Genomic DNA, 18,388 nt, shown 5'->3' on the forward strand with positions numbered 1-18,388 from the left:
AATTAAAACTGCATGAAGCAAACTGACAGGATACCTGCCGGTTCAGGGGAGATCATTGTAATACACCTGACTCGCGCAAAGCAGCACGAACGGTTTCATGATATTGCGCAGCCATGGGAACCAGCGGCAAACGAATCCCGGCAGGGATCAATCCCATTTCAATCATCGCCCACTTTACCGGCAGAGGATTAGGTTCTACAAACAATTTATTATGCAGGGGCAGCATGCGGTTATTGATCGCAATCGCCTCCTTGATTTTACCGCCCATGGCAGCGACGCACAGCTCATGCATGGCACGCGGTGCGACGTTGGCAGTCACCGAAATATTACCTTTGCCACCGCACAGCATCAGGGCCATGGCAGTTGCATCGTCGCCCGAGTAGACCGCAAAAGATTCAGGTGCTAGACGGATCAGGTCGGTACCCCTGGCGATATTGCCAGTCGCGTCCTTGACGCCGATGATGCCGGGAACCTGGGCCAGACGCAGTATGGTTTCATTCGACATGTCGGCAACCGTTCTGCCAGGCACGTTATACAGAATGACAGGAATATCTACCGATTCCGCTATTTTCTTGAAATGCTGGTACATGCCTTCCTGGGTAGGACGGTTGTAGTAAGGCACCACCTGCAGGGATGCATCAGCACCTGCTTGCTTGGCAAATTTGGTCAGAGCTATGGCTTCTGCCGTCGAATTGCCGCCAGAACCGGCGATGATGGGAATACGCTTGTTGGTATGCTCTACCGCCACACGTATCAATTCGCAATGTTCCTCTACAGAAACCGTCGGTGATTCACCAGTTGTCCCGACAATGACAATGCCATCCGTACCTTCGGCGATATGCCAGTCTATCAATTTGCGCAAACAAGGCAAATCGAGACTGCCATCTGCATGCATGGGGGTTACGATTGCAACCAGACTTCCCTGAATCTTTGTCATGTTAATGCAAGAAAAAAGTAAAACCCTGATTGTAGCGGATACGCTGATAATCTGGGCGCAAATAGCTGGAATAAGCCTTTAAACTTGTAGGAGAATGTTTCAAAGCCTGTCCAAAACATTGGTTTTTCCGGTTTTTCTGGCACAAATACGCTGGATCATTGCTGGTTTGGGCTGTTCGACATAGCCTTCTTCATAGGCAATCACTTGCATTGCCACCTGGGGATTAGACCGGATTTGCTCAAGAAGTTCGCCTTGCCGTAATAAAAAGGCAGGATTTGACGGTTTGCCAAACTGCGCATTACCGGCAGCAAAGGTTTCATAGATCAGCAAACCACCCGGCTCCAGGCTGCCCAGCATGTCCGGAAACAAGGGCCTGTGCAGGTAATTGCAGACCAGGATCGCGGCAAAAGCATTTTCTGCAAATGGCCAGTTGCCGTGTTCAATGTCCGCCTCCAGATCATGCCGCATGGTGCGGGCACCGGCAGCCTCAAGCGCGACGAAGCCTTGAGCATCCTTGTCGAGCGCCAGCACCTGACAGCCTTTTTCCAGCAGGAACAAACTGTTCCTGCCTGCACCACAAGCCAGGTCCAGCACCAGTCCGGCAGGCAATAAGCCTATATGTCTGTGCAACCAGGCAGAAGGCTGACTCATGATGCCATCCACTTAGCCCAGCAACAGCAGAAACGGTGTAATCAGGACCTGCAAGATCATATTGCCCACCACCATCAGGGGCAACATCCAGTATTGCAGCAAATGCAGCAAAGCCAGGCCCATGACGATGAAAAAGCAATATGGCTCTACTTTGGCAAATTTATACGCCATTTGATGCGGCAGCACACTCAGCAAAATCTGCCCGCCTGCCAGCGGTGGAATAGGAATCAGGTGGAAAGCGAACATGGCCAGGTTAGTCCATGTGCCGGCGCGCGCCATTTGCAAAAAGAAAGTTTCTTCCACCTTCATTGCCTGCAAAATCACCAACAGCAACAGCCAGGCAAAACCCATGGCAAAGTTTGCCGCCGGCCCGGACAAGGCGATCCACTTCAGGTTTTTCTTGGGATCCCGCAACTGCCCAAAATTAATGGGCATGGGCTTGGCATAACCAAACAGAAAGGCACCGCCGGTCGCCAGATACAGCACCGCGGGAATGACGATGGTACCCAGAGGGTCAATATGCACCAGGGGGTTAAAGCTCAGACGCCCTTGTGCCTGTGCGGTGGTATCGCCAAAATGACGCGCCGCATATCCACGCGCTGCCTCATACAAGGTGATGGCAAACACCACCGGCAGGGCGTAAATCAATACGGTTTGTATAAGTTCATTCATGAATTAGCTCTAAGAGGTCACTGGCAAATAAAGGGAAAACAGGTATTACAGACCAAACAGGGCCACATCTCCCCTGCCCTGGCGCACCAGTTCGGGAGAGTCTGCCGTCATATCGATCACCGTGGTAGGCACCAGGCTGCAGGCACCACCATCAATCACCAGATCAATCAGCTTTTCCAGACGCTCACGTATCTGCCCGGGATCGGTCAAAGGTTCTGCTTCATCCGGCAAAATCAGAGTTGTCCCTAGCAAGGGTTGCTTTAATTCTTCCAGCAAGGCATGGGTGATACTGTTTTCCGGCACCCGCAAACCTATGGTCTTGCGGGAAGGATGGCTGAGGCGGCGCGGCACTTCCTTGGTCGCTTCCAGAATAAAAGTGTACGGTCCTGGCGTTGCTGCTTTCAGCAGGCGATACTGGCGATTATCAACTTTGGCATATTGCGCGATTTCGGACAGATCACGGCACAACAGGGTCAGATGATGTTTTTCATCGACATTGCGAATCTTGCGCAAACGCGTTACCGCATCCTTGTCATCCAGATGGCAAACCAGCGCATAGCAGGAATCCGTAGGCAGGGCCACGATGCCGCCATTGTCGATAATCTGCACTGCCTGCTTGATCAATCTCAGTTGCGGATTGTCAGGATGAATTTGAAAAAATTGGCTCATAAAAATAAGAAAGGCGGTAGCTGTGCTACCGCCACTAACATTGGTTCAATCAATCAGCGCATGCTCTGTAATGCAGCGATACGCTCTTCCATTGGTGGATGTGTGGAAAACAAAGCGCCCCAGCCCGGTTTGTCACTGATGCCGGAAGCCGCCATAGACTTTGGCAATTCGCCAGGTGCCATACCACCAAGTCTGGCCAGTGCATGTATCATGGGCTGGCGATTACCCAGCAACTGGGCCGAACCCGCATCTGCACGAAACTCGCGCTGGCGCGAAAACCAGGCAACGATCATCGATGCCGCTATACCGAACAGGATTTCGCAGACAAAAACCGTAATCATGTAACCGATGCCGGGGCGATCATTATCGCCATTGCGAAATACTGCCTTGTCCACTGCATAGCCTACCACCCTGGCCAGGAAAACCACAAAAGTATTCACCACACCCTGTATCAGCGTCATGGTGACCATATCGCCATTGGCAATATGCGCAACTTCATGACCCAGTACGGCTTCGACTTCTTCTTTGGTCATGCCTTCCAGCAAACCGGTGGAAACCGCAACCAGGGCAGAATTTTTGAAGGCACCAGTGGCAAAAGCATTTGGCTCGCCATTGTATACCGCAACTTCCGGCATACCGATACCAGCCCGTCCAGACAAGGCTTTGACCGTATTCAGCAGCCATAGTTCGGTGGAATTCGACGGCGTGTCTATCACCCTGGCCCCGGTTGACCATTTTGCCATGGGTTTACTGATCAGCAGGGAAAAAATGGCGCCTGTGAATCCGACTACCAGGGAAAACGCCATCAGCGTGCTCAGTTGCAGGCCGTTCGCCGTCAAAAACCGGTTCACGCCCAGCAAGGACAACACAATAGACATGACGGCCATCACCGCCAGATTAGTCACTAAAAATAGTACGATACGCTTCATGACTCACCTCACTCAGGAAACTGCAAAATTCATGTCCTGCAAATAAGGCCAATCCCGGGAAATTCAAGTCACACCCATGTTTCCCAAACCGGTTTCGCCATGGATGGCAAGACGGGCAAGTGTCCAATATCAATTTCCGCATCTTGCGGGGAGTGGAAATCCGACCCGCGCGATGACAAAAACCCGTATTGGGCAGCAACTTTAGTGTATTCCTCGTACTGATCAACAGTATGACTGCCTGTGACCGTTTCAATTGCCAGACCACCAAGATTCTTGAATTCTGTAAAGAAAGCATCAAATGCTAGCGGGGTCAAGTCATAACGACCCGGGTGGGCGACGACCACTGTACCACCGGCATTGCGTATCCAGCCCACTGCATCACTCAATGTGGCCCAGCGATGCGGTACATAACCAGGCTTGCCTTCGGCAAGATAATGTTTAAATACATCCGATACAGTGGCACAGGCACCTATTTCAACCAGGTAGCGGGCAAAATGGGAACGTGAAATCAGGTCCGGGTTACCCACATATTTCAGCGCGCCTTCATAGGCGTTCAAAATACCGGAACGGCTGGCCAGTTCTGCGGCCATATCGCGCGCCCGGCTTTCACGACCAGAACGGGTTTTTGCCAGGCCATCTACCAGGCCCTGGCTGGTTTCATCAATATTCAGGCCGACGATGTGAATGGTCTTGCCAGCCCAGGTAACGGAAATCTCGACGCCAGGGATATACCGCATGCCCAGATCATGGGCAGCGGCACGCGCTTCGGGGATGCCCCTGACTTCATCATGATCTGTCAGCGCCCACAGCTCCACCCCATTGGATTTGGCACGGGCAGCAAGTTGTGCCGGTGCCAGCACGCCGTCAGAAATGATGGAATGACTATGCAGATCGGCGTTGAGTTCTGAAGATAACATGATAAACAAAAAGGAAATGGTGCGGGCGAGCCAGCGAACCAGGCAAACATCGACCTGTGAAGCTATTGTACTCCGGCAATCGTGATCGTGCTGCACTGCACGATCACCTGCCCTTCCCGTTTATTTCCTTACAACTTCATCTCTACGCGCAAGGTCCAGGTGGTGTAGGTTTTGGATGTGTTGTAATCAATACGGTTGAGTGAGTCAGAATTAACTATGCTACCGCTCTGGTAGTCATTGGCTCGCAAATTGTTGGCAGACAGACGCACTTGCAAATTCGGATTGAATTTCCACAAGCCATAAAAATCCAGCTGGCGCTTAATACCTGTCAAATTAAGTTGCGCATCACTACTTTGTATAACGTAGGCTGGTGTCCAGTTAATACTGCCGCCGACAGTCAGCGGAATACCGGCTGGACGATAATCCAGGCCAAAATTTGCAGTCTGCTTTGGTTGCTGATCAAGGCGATTATTTGGTCCCACAATATCATCCACACTAGACCAAAAACGACTATAGTTACTGCGCACATCAAGAGCCGGGCCATCAGGGAAAAATTCCTGCAATTGGAATTTTGCTTCCAGCTCTATGCCTTTGGTATTTGCGTGGCCGATATTGACAGGAGAAGACACATACTTCTTAGTTACACCATCAGGTTGCAGCACGTTCTCTGTCTTTCTGCGTATCAGATTATTGATATCACGAACAAAGAAATTGGCGCTGATGATGCCAGCACGCGTCAGATAATGTTCAAAGGCGAGATCAATGCCTTTAGATAATTCCGGCTTCAAAAACGGATTGCCTGTACGGTCAGGGCGGTAAAAACTATTTTGATTGGAAACGCTGGTCACAGCGATCAAATCATTCAACGCTGGCGCACGGTAACTTTCAGTCAGGCTGGCTCTGACCTGGTCTTTACCAGCACCAGGAATACGCCAGACGCCATGCAAAAGCGGGCTCCAGACGCTGCTAGTATTTTCTATTGGGTTGCCCCCTACAGTGCTGCTGGTTCTGATGCCTTCCCAGCGCAAACCTGCATAAGCGGAGAATTGTGGATTGATATCAAATTCATCCTGAGCAAAAACAGCCACGCGACGGGTATTTGCATCCAGGTTATCGCCAGATTCGGCGAACTGCGACTTTCCATTATCCAGTGAAATACGGGTCTGGTTGCGCTTACCCATTTCCAGATCCCAACCCGCGGCTAGCGTGTTCCCTTCACCATAAGGCATAGTAAATTTACCACCGGTATTGAGACTGCTGTCGCGGGTATTATTGACATCGCTGATCACGTCGATCTGGTTACCAATTTTATCAAACTGATAGCGCAAGGAATTGCTATCCATCTTGCCCAGGCCGCCACCAAATTTGATATTCAATTTGGCGTTACCTTCAAACTTATGCTGCCAATTACCAAAGCCGCGCAAGAATGTTGTTTCCGCATGCGCAGATCCTGTCGCCACTGCAAAATCCCCGTTATTGACAGATTCCTTAGTGTTATCTAATTTAGTTACGTAGTGATCGATCAAATTGACATCACTTCGGGTGCTGGAATCACTGCGCGAATTCATCAGGAATGGTTGCACCGTCAAGGTGTCGCCATTTTCAAACTTATAATTAAAACGCGGCGTTAAATGGATGCCCGTAGTTTTTCGGTTGGTTTGATCATATTGATTCTGTATTAAAGTCTCAGATAAAGTCTTAGGATCACGCTGTGGACCGTGATCATAAGAATTGGTAAAAGTGCTGCCATCATCATGCTGGCGGTTCTGGAATACAGAACCACTCAGGGCATACGACAAACTACCAATTTCACCCGGTACGGTCACAGACACGTTCGGGGCAATACGCCCCTGTTCAAACCCCAGCGAAGTTTTAAGATCTATATTTTTTTGCTTGTACTCTTCACGCAGCACGATATTGATGGTGCCAGCAATCGCCTGGGTACTGAATTCCGCCACCGGGCCACGCATGATTTCTATGCGTTCCACCTGATCAGGTGTCAGGCTGTCCATGGAGAAACCACGCGGTGCACGTTCACCGTTGATCAATATCTGGGTATACCCGTTACCCATGCCACGCATGCGGATATCACCACCGCGACCCGGCCGGCCACCGACGGTTACGCCAGGCAATCTTTTCAAGACTTCACCCAAGCTGCTGTCGCCATTGCGATCCAGTTCTTCGCGACCAAAAATCATCTTGGCAGCGGTAGATTGACGACGCTCCTCCAGATCAGTACGGCCACCGTTGATGGTTACTTTTTGGACATTATCCTTGCTGGCAGCTTCCGTTTTTTTTACTGCGGCCTTTTCCTTGGCGTTCGCGTTTGGATTTGTTTCTTCTGTATTTTTTTGTGGTTCCGGCGGTGTTGATTGCGAATAAGCAAAAGGTGCAATAGAAAACACACCTGCAATCGCCAGCGTCAAACTACTACATTTAAATTTGGGATACATAAGTTTCAAACATATAAAAATAAGCTACTGCCATGGCACAAGGAATTTTGCACTCTGGGCAGATTGTATTTTTAAGCAAGGCTGAATGCTAGCAATGGCCGTGCATTTATTGTATTGAAATGAAACAGGAAGGCATTTCCGTTACTTTGCGATACCCGACGCGAGCAGAGAGAAATGGAGGGAATCCGGGCTTGCGCCACAGTCACCAAAGACCATGACGCAACGCGGGTATGTGAGACACAAATTAGAGATACGAATTAGAGATGCAGATCCGATCAAATATTTGATTGAATTGATTCAGGCTTTGCGAAAACGCCACAAAGCCAGCGCACCGAACAACAGTGTAAAAATCAATTGCACGCCGATGGCTGGCAAAGCAGCCTCCAGGCCCAATCCACGCCAGGTCATGGCATCCAGGCCATCAACGGCCCAGCGGGTTGGCACGATCAGGGTCAGGCTTTGCAGCCATTGCGGAAACAGGAAAGATGGCATCCATGCACCGCTTAACATCACCATGATCAGCGTCGCAAAAACTGAAATACCACGCGCAGCTTCTGGCGTTTTACCAAAGGCTGCGATCAATAAACCGAAGCTGGCTGTCATCAGGGAAAATGAAATCGCGACACCAATAAATCCCGACAAGCTGCCGGCAATATTCACCTTGAACACCACGACAGCCACAGCAAAAATAAAATTGATGAGAAAAAAAGCAATCAATGCACACGACAAGGCACGCGCAATCAACAGCGTATTCAGCCCCACGGGTGCAGCCAGCAGGCGATTCCATAAACCCAGGCGCCTGGCCAGCAAAACACCGATGCCAGCGTCAATCGCCATGAACAAAATAAACTGCACACTCATGCCGGCAAAGGAATGTGCATAGCCATTGTATTTGCTGGTAGCGGCATCACCCGCGATCATGGCTTCATCCTTGGTGGTGAAAGGCATGCTCAGACCCCCTGCTGGCATGTCAGCCTTTTCTGTTTTGCCGTCTTTTCCTGCTGCAAGCTCCGCTTGCTGACGTGACTGGAACTTTTTGACACTACCGAGAAAATCGCGCAACTCTGCCTTGTCGGGGCTCTGCTGACTGCTTTTTTCCAGTTCCTGCATGCTCTGATCCAGGAAGCTCACCCCGCTTTTGCCGGCAAACATTTCGGCACTGACACTTTGCATGACCTGCTGCGTCAACATGCCTTTGACCATGGCCAAAACAGCACTCTGCGATGGATCATAAAATACCGGCAATTCCGGTTTGGCTCTGGCACCAAACAAGGCAGCACCAGCAAGCTCACCAAACTTTTCAGGCAGTACGATGGCGACATTGATCTTGCCTTTGAGCACCATCGCCTTTGCTTCTTCCAGCGGCATTTCCTTGACTGACAGCGATGCTTCTTCCTTGAGTCCTTTGACGATCTTCTGGCTGATGGGATGGTTGTCCTGCACGACCAATGCCACCTCTATCTTGGCTGCATCTTTTGAGCCGGTGCCACCAGTGATAAAACCAAAGAAAGCACCTAACAAAATGGGCATCAGCAAATTCAGCATCAAGGCACGGCGATCTGCCATAAACAGTATCAGATCTTTCCTGATCAGAGCGAGCAAAGCGGTCATGTTTATTCCTTAAAAATTGAAGCAAGGAGAGCTTATTTAGAAACCAGACACGCATCAGTCACGCAGGCTGCGACCAGTCAGGGTTAAAAATACGCCTTCCAGATTGGTTTTGGCTGTCGCAAAATGGGTGGTTTTATAACCCTGCTTGGCCAGCCAGTCCAGCAGGACCAGTGCCACATCATGCTCAACCAGGGTCACTTCAAGACGCTTGCCCTGATCTGCCACCAGTACGCTATTGACACCGTCCAGGACGCTGAGCGCTGCCACATCAAGCTCGCTCACTTCCCTGGCAAGATCGACTGACAGGGCCGCCTTGGCAGGCAGACGCCGGTACAGGTCGGCCGGGGTTTCATTGGCAATGACTTTGCCGTGGTCAATAATGACGATATGGTCAGCCAGTCTTTCCACTTCTTCCATGTAGTGGCTGGTGTAGATCAGGGTTCGCCCCTGGCTTTTCAGCACTTCCAGGCTGTCGAAAATGGCATTCCGGCTTTGCGGGTCGACGCCAACAGTAGGCTCATCAAGAATCAGCAATTCGGGATCATGCAATAAGGCGGCGGCGATATTCAAACGCCGTTTCATGCCGCCAGAAAAAGTGGATGGTTTGTCGGCAGCACGATCAGACAGGTTGACCAGTTCCAGCACTGCATCACAGCGTTGCTGCAACTTGCTGCCCGACATGCCATACAGCGCGCCAAAGAGTTTCAGGTTTTCCCTGGCAGGCAAGTCTTCATACAGGGCCAGATCTTGCGGCACCAGGCCAATCTTGAATTTCACGGCATTATTGCCCGGCCCCATGGTTTGCCCATCAAGCTGCACACTACCCTGCTCCGGCTGTAACAAGCCGCAGATCATGCCGACGGTCGTCGATTTCCCAGCGCCGTTGGGGCCCAGCAAGCCCAGGGTCTGGCCGCGTGCAATCGAAAAAGAAATATCATCAACAACCTTGCGCGTACCAAAGGTCTTACTCAGCTTGCGCACATCCAGCAGGGGTGTGGTCATGGCAGACATCCTTGAAGTAGAGATTACGGATGTCGGCAATGGTAATTCATTCGATGCTTTTTCAGCAAGCATGAAACAAAACTGTGGCTTACTGGCACAATCTTGCTTGCCATCAGATGTAAATCAGGCGTAAAAAAACCTGCCCGCTGTTCAGACGGGCAGGTTTTTTGCTCAATCACGTTCTTAGTCAGCAGTCGCCAGGTTCAAATTCAACTGTGAACGCAACAAATCTTCTGGTTCTGCACGCGGGTTATTGCGTGCGGTTTCCAGCTTGTCCAGATAACCGGCTGTCACATCACCTGTGATGTAGAAACCATCAAAGCAGGATGCTTCTATATTTTTCAATACAGGATTCACATCAGAGATGGAACGCTTCATGGCAGCGACATCCTGATACACCAGGGCATCGGCTGTGATTTCACGGCAGACTTCTTCTTCGCTGCGTCCATAGGCAATCAATTCACTGCGTGTCGGCATGTCGATGCCGTAGACGTTAGGAAATTGTACTGGCGGTGCTGCTGAAGCAAAAATCACGCGCTTGGCACCCGATTCACGCGCCATTTGCACAATTTCACGGCTGGTTGTGCCACGGACGATGGAATCATCGACCAGCAACACGCTCTTGCCTTTGAATTCAGAAACGATGGCGTTCAGCTTCTGGCGCACCGATTTGCGACGTACGGCCTGACCGGGCATCATGAAGGTACGGCCAATATAGCGGTTCTTGATAAAGCCTTCGCGATAATCAAGATTCAATTTCAATGCCAGTTCCATCGCTGATGGCCGGGAAGAATCAGGGATAGGCATGACCACATCAATTTCGCCATCGCGGAACTGGTTGCGTACTTTCTCTGCCAGGTATTCACCCATTTTCAGGCGTGTCAGATAAACCGATGCGCCATCGATAATGGAATCTGGACGGGCCAGGTAGACGTATTCAAAGGCGCAAGGGTTCAGGCTAGGATTATCAGCACATTGCTGGGTATGCAATTTGCCATCCATGTCGACGAACAAGGCTTCACCAGGCTCAACATCACGCAAGAACTTGAAGCCCAGACCTTCGAGAGCGACCGATTCGCTTGCGATCATGTATTCAGCACCGCTGTCGGTTTGCGAAACACCGATACACAAAGGACGGATACCAAAAGGATCACGGAAAGCCAGCAAGCCATAGCCAGAGATTTGAGCGACTACGGCATACGACCCGCGCACGCGCCTGTGCAGCATGGAAACTGCACGGAACAAGCCTTCCGGGTCCAGCGAATAACCACTGGTGACTTCCTGAATCTGATGCGCCAGGATATTCAGCAAGACTTCAGAGTCAGAATCAGTATTCAAATGACGACGGTCATTTTTAAATAATTCGATTTTCAGCTCTACCGCATTGGTCAGGTTGCCGTTATGGGCCAGCACAATACCAAATGGGGCATTGACATAGAAAGGTTGCGCCTCTTCTTCACTGGTGGAGCCAGCAGTTGGATAACGTACCTGGCCAATACCGACATTGCCCGGCAGGGAACGCATATTGCGGGTACGGAAAACGTCACGTACCAGACCGTTCGCTTTATGCATGGCGAATTTATTGCCATGATTGGTTGCGATACCGGCAGCATCCTGACCGCGGTGCTGTAATAACAGCAGTGCGTCGTAAATCAATTGATTGACAGGATTATTTGAGAATACGCCTACGATGCCACACATGGTGGACTCCTAAAAAAAACAATTAAAACTTTACGTGCCCGGATATGGATTCGGGCAATAGCGGAAGAATGGCACGGGCAGCGGCTTCTGCTATCGGGCTGAGCACTGCCCCGGTCCAGAATGCCTGCTTGGGAATGGATGTCATTCCGCATACCAATACAGCCGCCAACACCAGCACACAGCCGCGTGCCAGGCCAAACAATCCACCCAGGCCACGGTCTGCCAGCGTCAAACCGCTAGCCTTGATCACGGCATCAAATGCCATGATGATCAGCGCCATCATCAGGCGCACGCCGATGAACAGGGCAATGAAGGCCACGATCAGGCGCAATATCTGCCCGGGCACTGCATCTGGCAGCCAGCCGGCCAGTGTTTCACTGAAGGCATTTGCCACCACAAAAGCGACTACCCAGCTCACCAGCGACAAAATTTCCTTGATCAATCCGCGCAAGGTACTGATGACGATAGAACAAACCAGCACCAGTATGACGAGATAATCAAACAGGGTCATTGCAGATCTAGCCTAGTTCGTCGGTATGCTGGCATTGATACCCAGCTTGCTCAATTTGGCGCGCATTTTATCTGCTTCTTCTTTCGAAGCAAAGGGCCCCAGCCGTATCCTCGTCACTTCGCCATTGGTCGTCACTATCTTTTGCGTATAGGACTTGATATCAGCAGCTTTCAGCCTGGCCTGCACTTCATCCACCTTGGCCTGTGTAGAAAAAGCGCCTGCCTGTACCGTAAACGATGAATTGGCAACAGCCTCCGCCGGCTTGCTGACTGGCGGCCTGGGCGGTGTTTTTCCTTCCAGTATGGCGAGCGCACGTGCGGCTTCGTCATCGGCACTACCGGGCTTGGCAACGACCGCCCTGGCTTCTGTTTTCACTTCAGCTTTTGCAGTTGCCGAATCTTTTTCCGCAGGTTTTGCCGTAACGGTGACAGGTTTGACCTCAGTTTTTGACTCAGGTTTAGTGTCTGATTTGGCGACAAGCTTATTGTCAGGTTTATTGTCAAGCTTAGTGTCAACTTTTGCTTCAGTTTTGACTTCTGGCTTTAATTCTGGCTTGGCCGGTTTCGCAGCAACTAGCGGAGGGGCCGCAGGCACATTGGCCGCATTGTTTGTTGTTTTGTTCTTGGGCAACGGTGCCACTTCAATAATTTCTTCCACCGGTTCATTGGCGGCAAGATTCTTGGCTCTTGGCGTCACTGTCTGGGCGGAAGCCGCTGCATTGCCATCAAAAGCTTTGTCTTTTGACGGGATACGGATGTTGACATCGTCAGCCAGCGGTTTGGGGTCAGAATCAAGGATCATGGGCAAGCCAATGATGGCTGCCAGGGCCAGCGCAACCGCACCAATCAGGCGCCGTCTGGCACGCTTTTTCTCAGGCAGGATGGGATCATCTGTCTTGGTCTTACGCCTGGATTCAGTCTTTTTAGTGCGCGAACGCGTCTGAATACTCTCTTCTTCGGCGCGAGAGCGGAATTCGCCACTATCCTGAGGTTCGGATGTTTCCTGCTTCTGTGTAAAACGCGAGAGCAAACCCATGTGCAAATTTCTGGTTGGTTAGCAAACCGGTCCATGACGACCAAACCGGCCTGCAAAAAACATCAATGGAGTGCCGAACGACGGGCGCGCATCACACCTGCGACCGTCAAGAAGGATCCAAAGACCACTATTCTATCATTTTCGCCCGCTTTGCTGATGGCGTCCGCATAGGCCTGCTCTGGCGTATCGAAACTGGTGACTGTTTTTTCAGCATCAGCCAGCACTCCCGCAGCAATCAGCTTGTCTTTCAATACATCAACTGGGGCCGCTCGCGGCAAAGGCAAGGCCGTGACACACCAGTGATCCACTTTATCTTTCAATTTTGCAATCACACCGTCGATATCCTTATCCAGCATGGAACCGAACACGGCATAGGTATAGGCATGAAAACCCATATTGTCCAGATTTTGCGCCAGGGTGGCCGCCGCATGCGGATTATGCGCCACATCCAGCACCACCGTCGGGCGGCCTGGCATGACCTGGAAGCGACCCGGCAAGTCCACCATCACCAGGCCGGTACGCACTTCCTGCGCACCTACCGGCAATTCAAGCTTCAAGGCTTCCAGTGCTGCCAGTACGGCAGATGCATTCAACAACTGGTTGGCACCACGCAGGCTGGGGTAGCCGAGGGAATTGCGGCGCTGGCTGCGTCCGGCAAAATTCCATTGCTGCTTGTCGCCGTTATAGTTGAAATCACGCCCAAACAGCCACAGATCAGCGCCTATGGCTTGTGCATGATCAATCAGCGATTGCGGCGGCAAAGGGTCGCCACAAATTGCCGGCTTGCCGGCGCGGAAGATACCGGCCTTTTCAAAACCGATCTTTTCGCGGGTATCCCCCAGGTAATCAATATGGTCGATATCAATGCTGGTAACGATGGACACGTCGGCATCAATGACATTCACAGCATCCAGACGTCCGCCCAGGCCGACTTCAAGTATCACGACATCGAGTTTGGCATCGGCCAGTAATTTGCAAATTGCCAGCGTGGTAAATTCAAAATACGTCAGCGAAATGTCGCCACGCGCTTCTTCAACGGCATTGAAGGTGGATATGAAAACATCATCCTTGACCATTTCGCCATTGATGCGGGCGCGCTCATTAAAATCCAGGAAATGTGGCTTGCTGTACAAGCCGACACGGTAACCAGCCTGCATCAACACGGCTTCCAGCATGGCGCAGGTAGAGCCTTTGCCATTCGTACCTGCGACCATGATGACAGGGCAATCGTAGTGAATCCCCAGCTTGTTTTTGACCGCAGCAACGCGGTCCAGGCCCATATCGATTTCTTTGGAATGGCGGGTTTCAAGTACGGCCAACCAGGCAGCCATAGTGGCAGGTAAGTTTGTCATAAGATAAAAAAAGCCCGAACAAAAAATGCTTCGGGCTTATTGGCTATTCACTATAAATCAGGAGGATACTGCTTCAGCGGGCTGGTTTTGCAACAAAGCCAGCAAACGCGCAATCTCTTCACGCATCTTGCGACGATCGACAATCATGTCTATCGCGCCTTTTTGCAACAAGAATTCAGAACGCTGGAAGCCTTCCGGCAATTTTTCACGCACAGTGTTTTCAATCACGCGCGGACCGGCAAAACCGATCAGGGCCTTGGGTTCTGCAATCACCACATCACCCAGGAAGGCGAAAGAAGCGGATACGCCACCCATGGTAGGGTCAGTCAGGACGGAGATGAAGGGTAATTTCTTTTCTGACAATTTGGTCAGCATGGCAGTGGTCTTGGCCATCTGCATCAGGGACAGCAAGCCCTCTTGCATACGGGCGCCGCCGGTCGCGGTAAAGCACAGGAACGGCACTTTTTGTTCCAGCGCTGCCTGCACACCACGAACAAAACGCTCACCCACTACGGAACCCATGGAACCACCCATGAATTCAAATTCAAAACAAGCTGCGACGACCGGCACCGCCATGATGGAACCGCCCATGACAACCATGGCATCCGTTTCACCTGTGGTTTCCAGCGCGTCTTTCAGGCGATCAGGATATTTCTTGCTGTCTTTGAACTTCAGTGTATCGATAGGCAAGACTTCCTGGCCGATTTCATAACGGCCACCTGCATCGAGCAAGGCATCCAGACGTTCACGTGCACCGATGCGCAAATGGTGGCTGCACTTGGGACAAACATGGATATTGGCTTCCAGATCAGAACGGTAAAGCACCGCTTCGCAAGACGGGCACTTGACCCACAAACCTTCGGGAATCGATTTACGATTTGCAGATTCCGAGCGTTGTATACGCGGTGGCAACAGTTTTTCTAACCAACTCATGTTTTCTCCTTATGTCCGCCAGGCTATCTTTTTAACAACCTGGCATCAGGTTCATTCTGGTAAAAGAACCAGTCAGGCGCGTATTTTACTCGTCCAACGCCTGTCTGACACCAGAAATAAAGCTTTTCACTGCAGCAACAGCGTTTTCACGCGGGGTATTTTCCAGTTCCTGGATGATGCGCGAGCCTATCACCACCGCATCCGACACTGTGGAAATGGCTCTGGCCGTGGCCCCGTCGCGTATGCCAAACCCCACTCCCACCGGCACGGTGACATGCTTTTTGATACGCGGGATCATGGCCGCCACAGCATCCAGATCCAATGCACCAGACCCGGTAACCCCCTTCAGCGACACATAATACACATAACCACTAGCAATTTTGCCAACTTGGGCAATACGCTCATCGGTCGATGTCGGTGCCAGCAAGAAAATGGTATCCATGCCCTGTTGCTGCATTTTTCTTGCAAATTCTTCACATTCTTCCGGCGGGTAATCCACTACCAGCACACCATCCACACCAACTTCGGCTGCCTTGGCGATGAAGGCATCTTGCCCCATGCGCTCTATGGGATTGGCATAGCCCATCAGCACCACCGGTGTCTTTTGATCACTTTGCCGGAATTCGCGGACGAATTGTAATACATCCCGCAAACCAACTCCAAATTGCAGTGCCCTTTCAGAGGCACGCTGAATGACAGGGCCGTCCGCCATCGGGTCAGAAAACGGCACGCCCAGCTCGATAATATCGGCCCCGCCCTCGACCAGGGCATGCATCAAAGGTACTGTTAAATCAGGTGCAGGGTCACCTGCGGTGATGAAAGGGATCAAACCTTTTTTATTGCTGGCCGCCAAAGCAGCCATGGTATTTTGAATTCTTGACATCTTGTCGGTCCTCATTTGATGCGCTGTCTGCAATCAGATGGCATCAATCTCAATTCTTGCTAGGGAAGACATACAGACAGCTTTGCCTGTATGTCCGTATGCCTGTATTACCGGCGATGGCGAATCAGAACTTCAGCCCGGCACGCTCGGCCACGGTATGCATGTCCTTGTCACCCCGGCCAGACAGATTTGCCAAAACGATCTTGTCCTTGGGCAAAGTCGCTGCCAGCTTGGCTGCGTAAGCCAGGGCATGACTGGATTCCAGTGCCGGAATGATGCCTTCGATGCGACAGCAATCGTGGAAAGCCTTGAGTGCCTCATCATCGGTAATGGTCACGTATTGTGCCCGGCCACTTTCTTTCAGCCATGCATGTTCTGGCCCCACACCAGGATAATCCAGGCCCGCCGAAACAGAATGGGTTTCTATGACCTGACCATTTTCATCCTGCAGCAAATAGGTCCGGTTACCATGCAAGACACCGGGCGAGCCTGCCGTCAGCGACGCCGAATGCTTGCCGCTTTCCAGCCCCTCGCCTGCGGCTTCCACACCGATGAGTTGCACTTGTTTGTGATCAATATACGGGTAAAAAATACCCATGGCATTCGAGCCACCACCGACACAAGCCACCACATAATCTGGCTGGCGCCCGGTTTGCTCTGGCATCTGCCACAAGCATTCTTCACCAATGACCGATTGAAAATCCCGAACCATCATGGGGTAAGGATGCGGGCCAGCCACGGTGCCTATGATGTAAAACGTATTATCCACATTCGCCACCCAGTCACGCATGGCTTCATTCAAGGCATCCTTCAGAGTTTTGGAACCGGATTCCACCGGCACCACGGTTGCCCCCAGCAACTTCATGCGATACACGTTTTGTGCCTGACGCTTGACGTCTTCAGAACCCATGTAGACCACGCATTCCAGACCAAAACGGGCGCAGATAGTGGCGGTAGCGACACCATGCTGACCAGCACCAGTCTCGGCGATGACACGCGGCTTGCCCATGCGCTTGGCCAGCAAAGCCTGGCCAATGACATTATTAATCTTGTGGGCACCGGTATGATTCAGGTCTTCGCGCTTGAAATAGATTTGCGCGCCACCCATCAGGTCAGACCAACGCCTGGCGTGATACACAGGCGATGGACGGCCGACAAAGTACTTCAATTCATTGCGGAACTCGGCCAGAAACGCGGGATCATGTTGGAACTTGGCATAGGCCTCTTTGAGTTCTGTCAGTGCATGGGTCAAGGTTTCGGACACAAAAGTGCCCCCAAACTGACCAAAATGACCACGCGCATCGGGTAAATGGTAGTCGGCTGACTGATAAATTGCCTGGCTGGCGATAGGCTGGCGCTCGAACTGAGCATCCAAAGACTGGAGTTCTTTCATTTTCATTCCTTCAAACTGGCTTGGAAGCAATGCCCCGAGGGAATACTTCCCCAGGTGACACCCTATTCCTGATTGTCTGCCAGACGCACTGCAGCTATAAATGCACGCACGCTGGATTCATCCTTGATACCCTTTGCCGCTTCCACACCACTGCTGATGTCGACCGCAAACGGGCGAACCTGACTAACTGCGCCAGTCGCGTTCTGTACGCTCAAGCCACCACTTAAAACGACCCGAGGCGCGAGCTCTTTTGGGATGAGAGACCAATCAAAAACCTTTCCACTACCGCCATACCCATCAACATGGGTATCAAGCAATAAACCACTGAATAAAGGACTAGCCTTACGATAAGACTGCTCACATTCTAGCAAATCCGCTGCACTTGTGTCAGGTTTGACGCGACAAGCACGCATAAAAGGACGATTCACGCTGGCAGCCAGGCGGGCGCATTGCTCAGGTGTTTCATCACCATGAAATTGCAGTAATTGCAAGGAAGCCTTGCTGATGACATCCTGCAAGCCTGCTTCATCGATATTCACGAACAGCCCAACCGACATCACAAAAGGAGGAATTTCACGCAACAAGGCACCGGCAGCCTCTGGCGTGACATAGCGTGGGCTGGGTGGGTAAAACACAAAACCCAGGGCATCAGCCCCAGCCGCGACAACGAAGCGCACATCGTGCGCCCGGGTTAAACCGCAAATTTTTATTCTGGTTCTGGAATGCATTGAACTACCTT

18 protein-coding genes are annotated in these 18,388 nt (G+C 51.4%); 1 reads left to right on the top strand and 17 read right to left on the bottom strand.

Annotated elements, in window-relative coordinates; translation table 11 throughout:
- Positions 1–52 precede the first annotated feature (52 nt).
- The 9 genes from dapA to ACO0LM_RS16035 all read right to left on the bottom strand — a co-directional run bounded on the left by dapA (position 53) and on the right by ACO0LM_RS16035 (position 9,841).
- On the bottom strand, positions 53–937 hold the full coding sequence (gene dapA, locus ACO0LM_RS15995; RefSeq protein ID WP_423038268.1) for a 4-hydroxy-tetrahydrodipicolinate synthase: 885 nt from the start codon (positions 935–937) through the stop codon (positions 53–55).
- A gap of 99 nt (positions 938–1,036) precedes the next feature.
- The gene (locus ACO0LM_RS16000) at positions 1,037–1,588 is read right to left on the bottom strand and encodes a class I SAM-dependent methyltransferase (protein ID WP_423038269.1); all 552 of its coding nucleotides are present in this window, start codon (positions 1,586–1,588) and stop codon (positions 1,037–1,039) included.
- Between the two features lie 12 nt (positions 1,589–1,600).
- Positions 1,601–2,260 carry a site-2 protease family protein gene (locus tag ACO0LM_RS16005; protein WP_423038270.1) on the bottom strand — a complete coding sequence of 220 codons (660 nt, stop codon included), beginning with the start codon at positions 2,258–2,260 and terminating at the stop codon, positions 1,601–1,603.
- 45 nt (positions 2,261–2,305) lie between these two features.
- A complete protein-coding gene (locus ACO0LM_RS16010) occupies positions 2,306–2,929 on the bottom strand; it encodes an L-threonylcarbamoyladenylate synthase (protein WP_422987620.1) in 624 nt (207 codons plus the stop codon).
- 53 nt (positions 2,930–2,982) lie between these two features.
- The gene (gene htpX / locus ACO0LM_RS16015; protein ID WP_423038271.1) at positions 2,983–3,858 is read right to left on the bottom strand and encodes a protease HtpX; all 876 of its coding nucleotides are present in this window, start codon (positions 3,856–3,858) and stop codon (positions 2,983–2,985) included.
- A 68-nt stretch (positions 3,859–3,926) separates the two neighbouring features.
- Positions 3,927–4,775, bottom strand: coding sequence for a 3',5'-nucleoside bisphosphate phosphatase (locus tag ACO0LM_RS16020; RefSeq protein WP_423038272.1), 849 nt, complete (start codon positions 4,773–4,775; stop codon positions 3,927–3,929).
- A gap of 128 nt (positions 4,776–4,903) precedes the next feature.
- Positions 4,904–7,228, bottom strand: a complete 2,325-nt coding sequence (locus ACO0LM_RS16025) for a TonB-dependent receptor plug domain-containing protein (protein ID WP_423038273.1) — start codon at positions 7,226–7,228, stop codon at positions 4,904–4,906.
- A gap of 297 nt (positions 7,229–7,525) precedes the next feature.
- Complete coding sequence (locus tag ACO0LM_RS16030) at positions 7,526–8,839, bottom strand: ABC transporter permease (protein ID WP_423038274.1); 1,314 nt, start codon at positions 8,837–8,839, stop codon at positions 7,526–7,528.
- 54 nt (positions 8,840–8,893) lie between these two features.
- Positions 8,894–9,841 (bottom strand): ABC transporter ATP-binding protein, encoded by a 948-nt coding sequence (locus tag ACO0LM_RS16035; protein ID WP_423038275.1) that lies wholly within the window; start codon positions 9,839–9,841, stop codon positions 8,894–8,896.
- On the opposite strand from ACO0LM_RS16035, the gene ACO0LM_RS16040 reads away from it, so the two are divergent.
- Complete coding sequence (locus ACO0LM_RS16040) at positions 9,840–9,974, top strand: hypothetical protein (RefSeq protein WP_423038276.1); 135 nt, start codon at positions 9,840–9,842, stop codon at positions 9,972–9,974. The two genes, ACO0LM_RS16035 and ACO0LM_RS16040, sit on opposite strands and share 2 nt — an antisense overlap.
- A 50-nt stretch (positions 9,975–10,024) precedes the next feature.
- Here ACO0LM_RS16040 and purF read toward each other — a convergent pair whose 3' ends face one another.
- From purF to ACO0LM_RS16080, 8 genes are all read right to left on the bottom strand, one after another.
- Positions 10,025–11,542 (bottom strand): amidophosphoribosyltransferase, encoded by a 1,518-nt coding sequence (purF, locus tag ACO0LM_RS16045; RefSeq protein ID WP_423038277.1) that lies wholly within the window; start codon positions 11,540–11,542, stop codon positions 10,025–10,027.
- Between the two features lie 22 nt (positions 11,543–11,564).
- A complete protein-coding gene (locus tag ACO0LM_RS16050; protein ID WP_423038278.1) occupies positions 11,565–12,053 on the bottom strand; it encodes a CvpA family protein in 489 nt (162 codons plus the stop codon).
- 12 nt (positions 12,054–12,065) lie between these two features.
- Complete coding sequence (locus ACO0LM_RS16055; RefSeq protein WP_423038279.1) at positions 12,066–13,088, bottom strand: SPOR domain-containing protein; 1,023 nt, start codon at positions 13,086–13,088, stop codon at positions 12,066–12,068.
- 62 nt (positions 13,089–13,150) lie between these two features.
- Complete coding sequence (folC, locus tag ACO0LM_RS16060; RefSeq protein WP_423038280.1) at positions 13,151–14,440, bottom strand: bifunctional tetrahydrofolate synthase/dihydrofolate synthase; 1,290 nt, start codon at positions 14,438–14,440, stop codon at positions 13,151–13,153.
- A gap of 57 nt (positions 14,441–14,497) precedes the next feature.
- On the bottom strand, positions 14,498–15,373 hold the full coding sequence (gene accD / locus ACO0LM_RS16065) for an acetyl-CoA carboxylase, carboxyltransferase subunit beta (RefSeq protein WP_422987609.1): 876 nt from the start codon (positions 15,371–15,373) through the stop codon (positions 14,498–14,500).
- An 85-nt stretch (positions 15,374–15,458) separates the two neighbouring features.
- Positions 15,459–16,256 (bottom strand): tryptophan synthase subunit alpha, encoded by a 798-nt coding sequence (gene trpA / locus ACO0LM_RS16070; RefSeq protein WP_422987608.1) that lies wholly within the window; start codon positions 16,254–16,256, stop codon positions 15,459–15,461.
- 124 nt (positions 16,257–16,380) lie between these two features.
- The gene (gene trpB / locus ACO0LM_RS16075) at positions 16,381–17,649 is read right to left on the bottom strand and encodes a tryptophan synthase subunit beta (protein WP_423038281.1); all 1,269 of its coding nucleotides are present in this window, start codon (positions 17,647–17,649) and stop codon (positions 16,381–16,383) included.
- A 62-nt stretch (positions 17,650–17,711) separates the two neighbouring features.
- Entirely contained in the window at positions 17,712–18,377 is a 666-nt protein-coding gene (locus tag ACO0LM_RS16080; RefSeq protein ID WP_423038282.1) for a phosphoribosylanthranilate isomerase, read from the bottom strand.
- Between the last annotated feature and the right edge of the window lie 11 nt (positions 18,378–18,388).

The organism is Undibacterium sp. Di26W (assembly GCF_049340265.1).
GTDB lineage: Bacteria > Pseudomonadota > Gammaproteobacteria > Burkholderiales > Burkholderiaceae_D > Undibacterium.

Bases quoted from the DNA above. Each gene is read 5' to 3' on its own strand.
- dapA (WP_423038268.1), bottom strand. From the start codon at position 937: ATGACAAAGATTCAGGGAAGTCTGGTTGCAATCGTAACCCCCATGCAT.
- ACO0LM_RS16000 (WP_423038269.1), bottom strand. From the start codon at position 1,588: ATGAGTCAGCCTTCTGCCTGGTTGCACAGACATATAGGCTTATTGCCT.
- ACO0LM_RS16005 (WP_423038270.1), bottom strand. From the start codon at position 2,260: ATGAATGAACTTATACAAACCGTATTGATTTACGCCCTGCCGGTGGTG.
- ACO0LM_RS16010 (WP_422987620.1), bottom strand. From the start codon at position 2,929: ATGAGCCAATTTTTTCAAATTCATCCTGACAATCCGCAACTGAGATTG.
- htpX (WP_423038271.1), bottom strand. From the start codon at position 3,858: ATGAAGCGTATCGTACTATTTTTAGTGACTAATCTGGCGGTGATGGCC.
- ACO0LM_RS16020 (WP_423038272.1), bottom strand. From the start codon at position 4,775: ATGTTATCTTCAGAACTCAACGCCGATCTGCATAGTCATTCCATCATT.
- ACO0LM_RS16025 (WP_423038273.1), bottom strand. From the start codon at position 7,228: ATGTATCCCAAATTTAAATGTAGTAGTTTGACGCTGGCGATTGCAGGT.
- ACO0LM_RS16030 (WP_423038274.1), bottom strand. From the start codon at position 8,839: ATGACCGCTTTGCTCGCTCTGATCAGGAAAGATCTGATACTGTTTATG.
- ACO0LM_RS16040 (WP_423038276.1), top strand. From the start codon at position 9,840: ATGGCAGACATCCTTGAAGTAGAGATTACGGATGTCGGCAATGGTAAT.
- ACO0LM_RS16035 (WP_423038275.1), bottom strand. From the start codon at position 9,841: ATGACCACACCCCTGCTGGATGTGCGCAAGCTGAGTAAGACCTTTGGT.
- purF (WP_423038277.1), bottom strand. From the start codon at position 11,542: ATGTGTGGCATCGTAGGCGTATTCTCAAATAATCCTGTCAATCAATTG.
- ACO0LM_RS16050 (WP_423038278.1), bottom strand. From the start codon at position 12,053: ATGACCCTGTTTGATTATCTCGTCATACTGGTGCTGGTTTGTTCTATC.
- ACO0LM_RS16055 (WP_423038279.1), bottom strand. From the start codon at position 13,088: ATGGGTTTGCTCTCGCGTTTTACACAGAAGCAGGAAACATCCGAACCT.
- folC (WP_423038280.1), bottom strand. From the start codon at position 14,440: ATGACAAACTTACCTGCCACTATGGCTGCCTGGTTGGCCGTACTTGAA.
- accD (WP_422987609.1), bottom strand. From the start codon at position 15,373: ATGAGTTGGTTAGAAAAACTGTTGCCACCGCGTATACAACGCTCGGAA.
- trpA (WP_422987608.1), bottom strand. From the start codon at position 16,256: ATGTCAAGAATTCAAAATACCATGGCTGCTTTGGCGGCCAGCAATAAA.
- trpB (WP_423038281.1), bottom strand. From the start codon at position 17,649: ATGAAAGAACTCCAGTCTTTGGATGCTCAGTTCGAGCGCCAGCCTATC.
- ACO0LM_RS16080 (WP_423038282.1), bottom strand. From the start codon at position 18,377: ATGCATTCCAGAACCAGAATAAAAATTTGCGGTTTAACCCGGGCGCAC.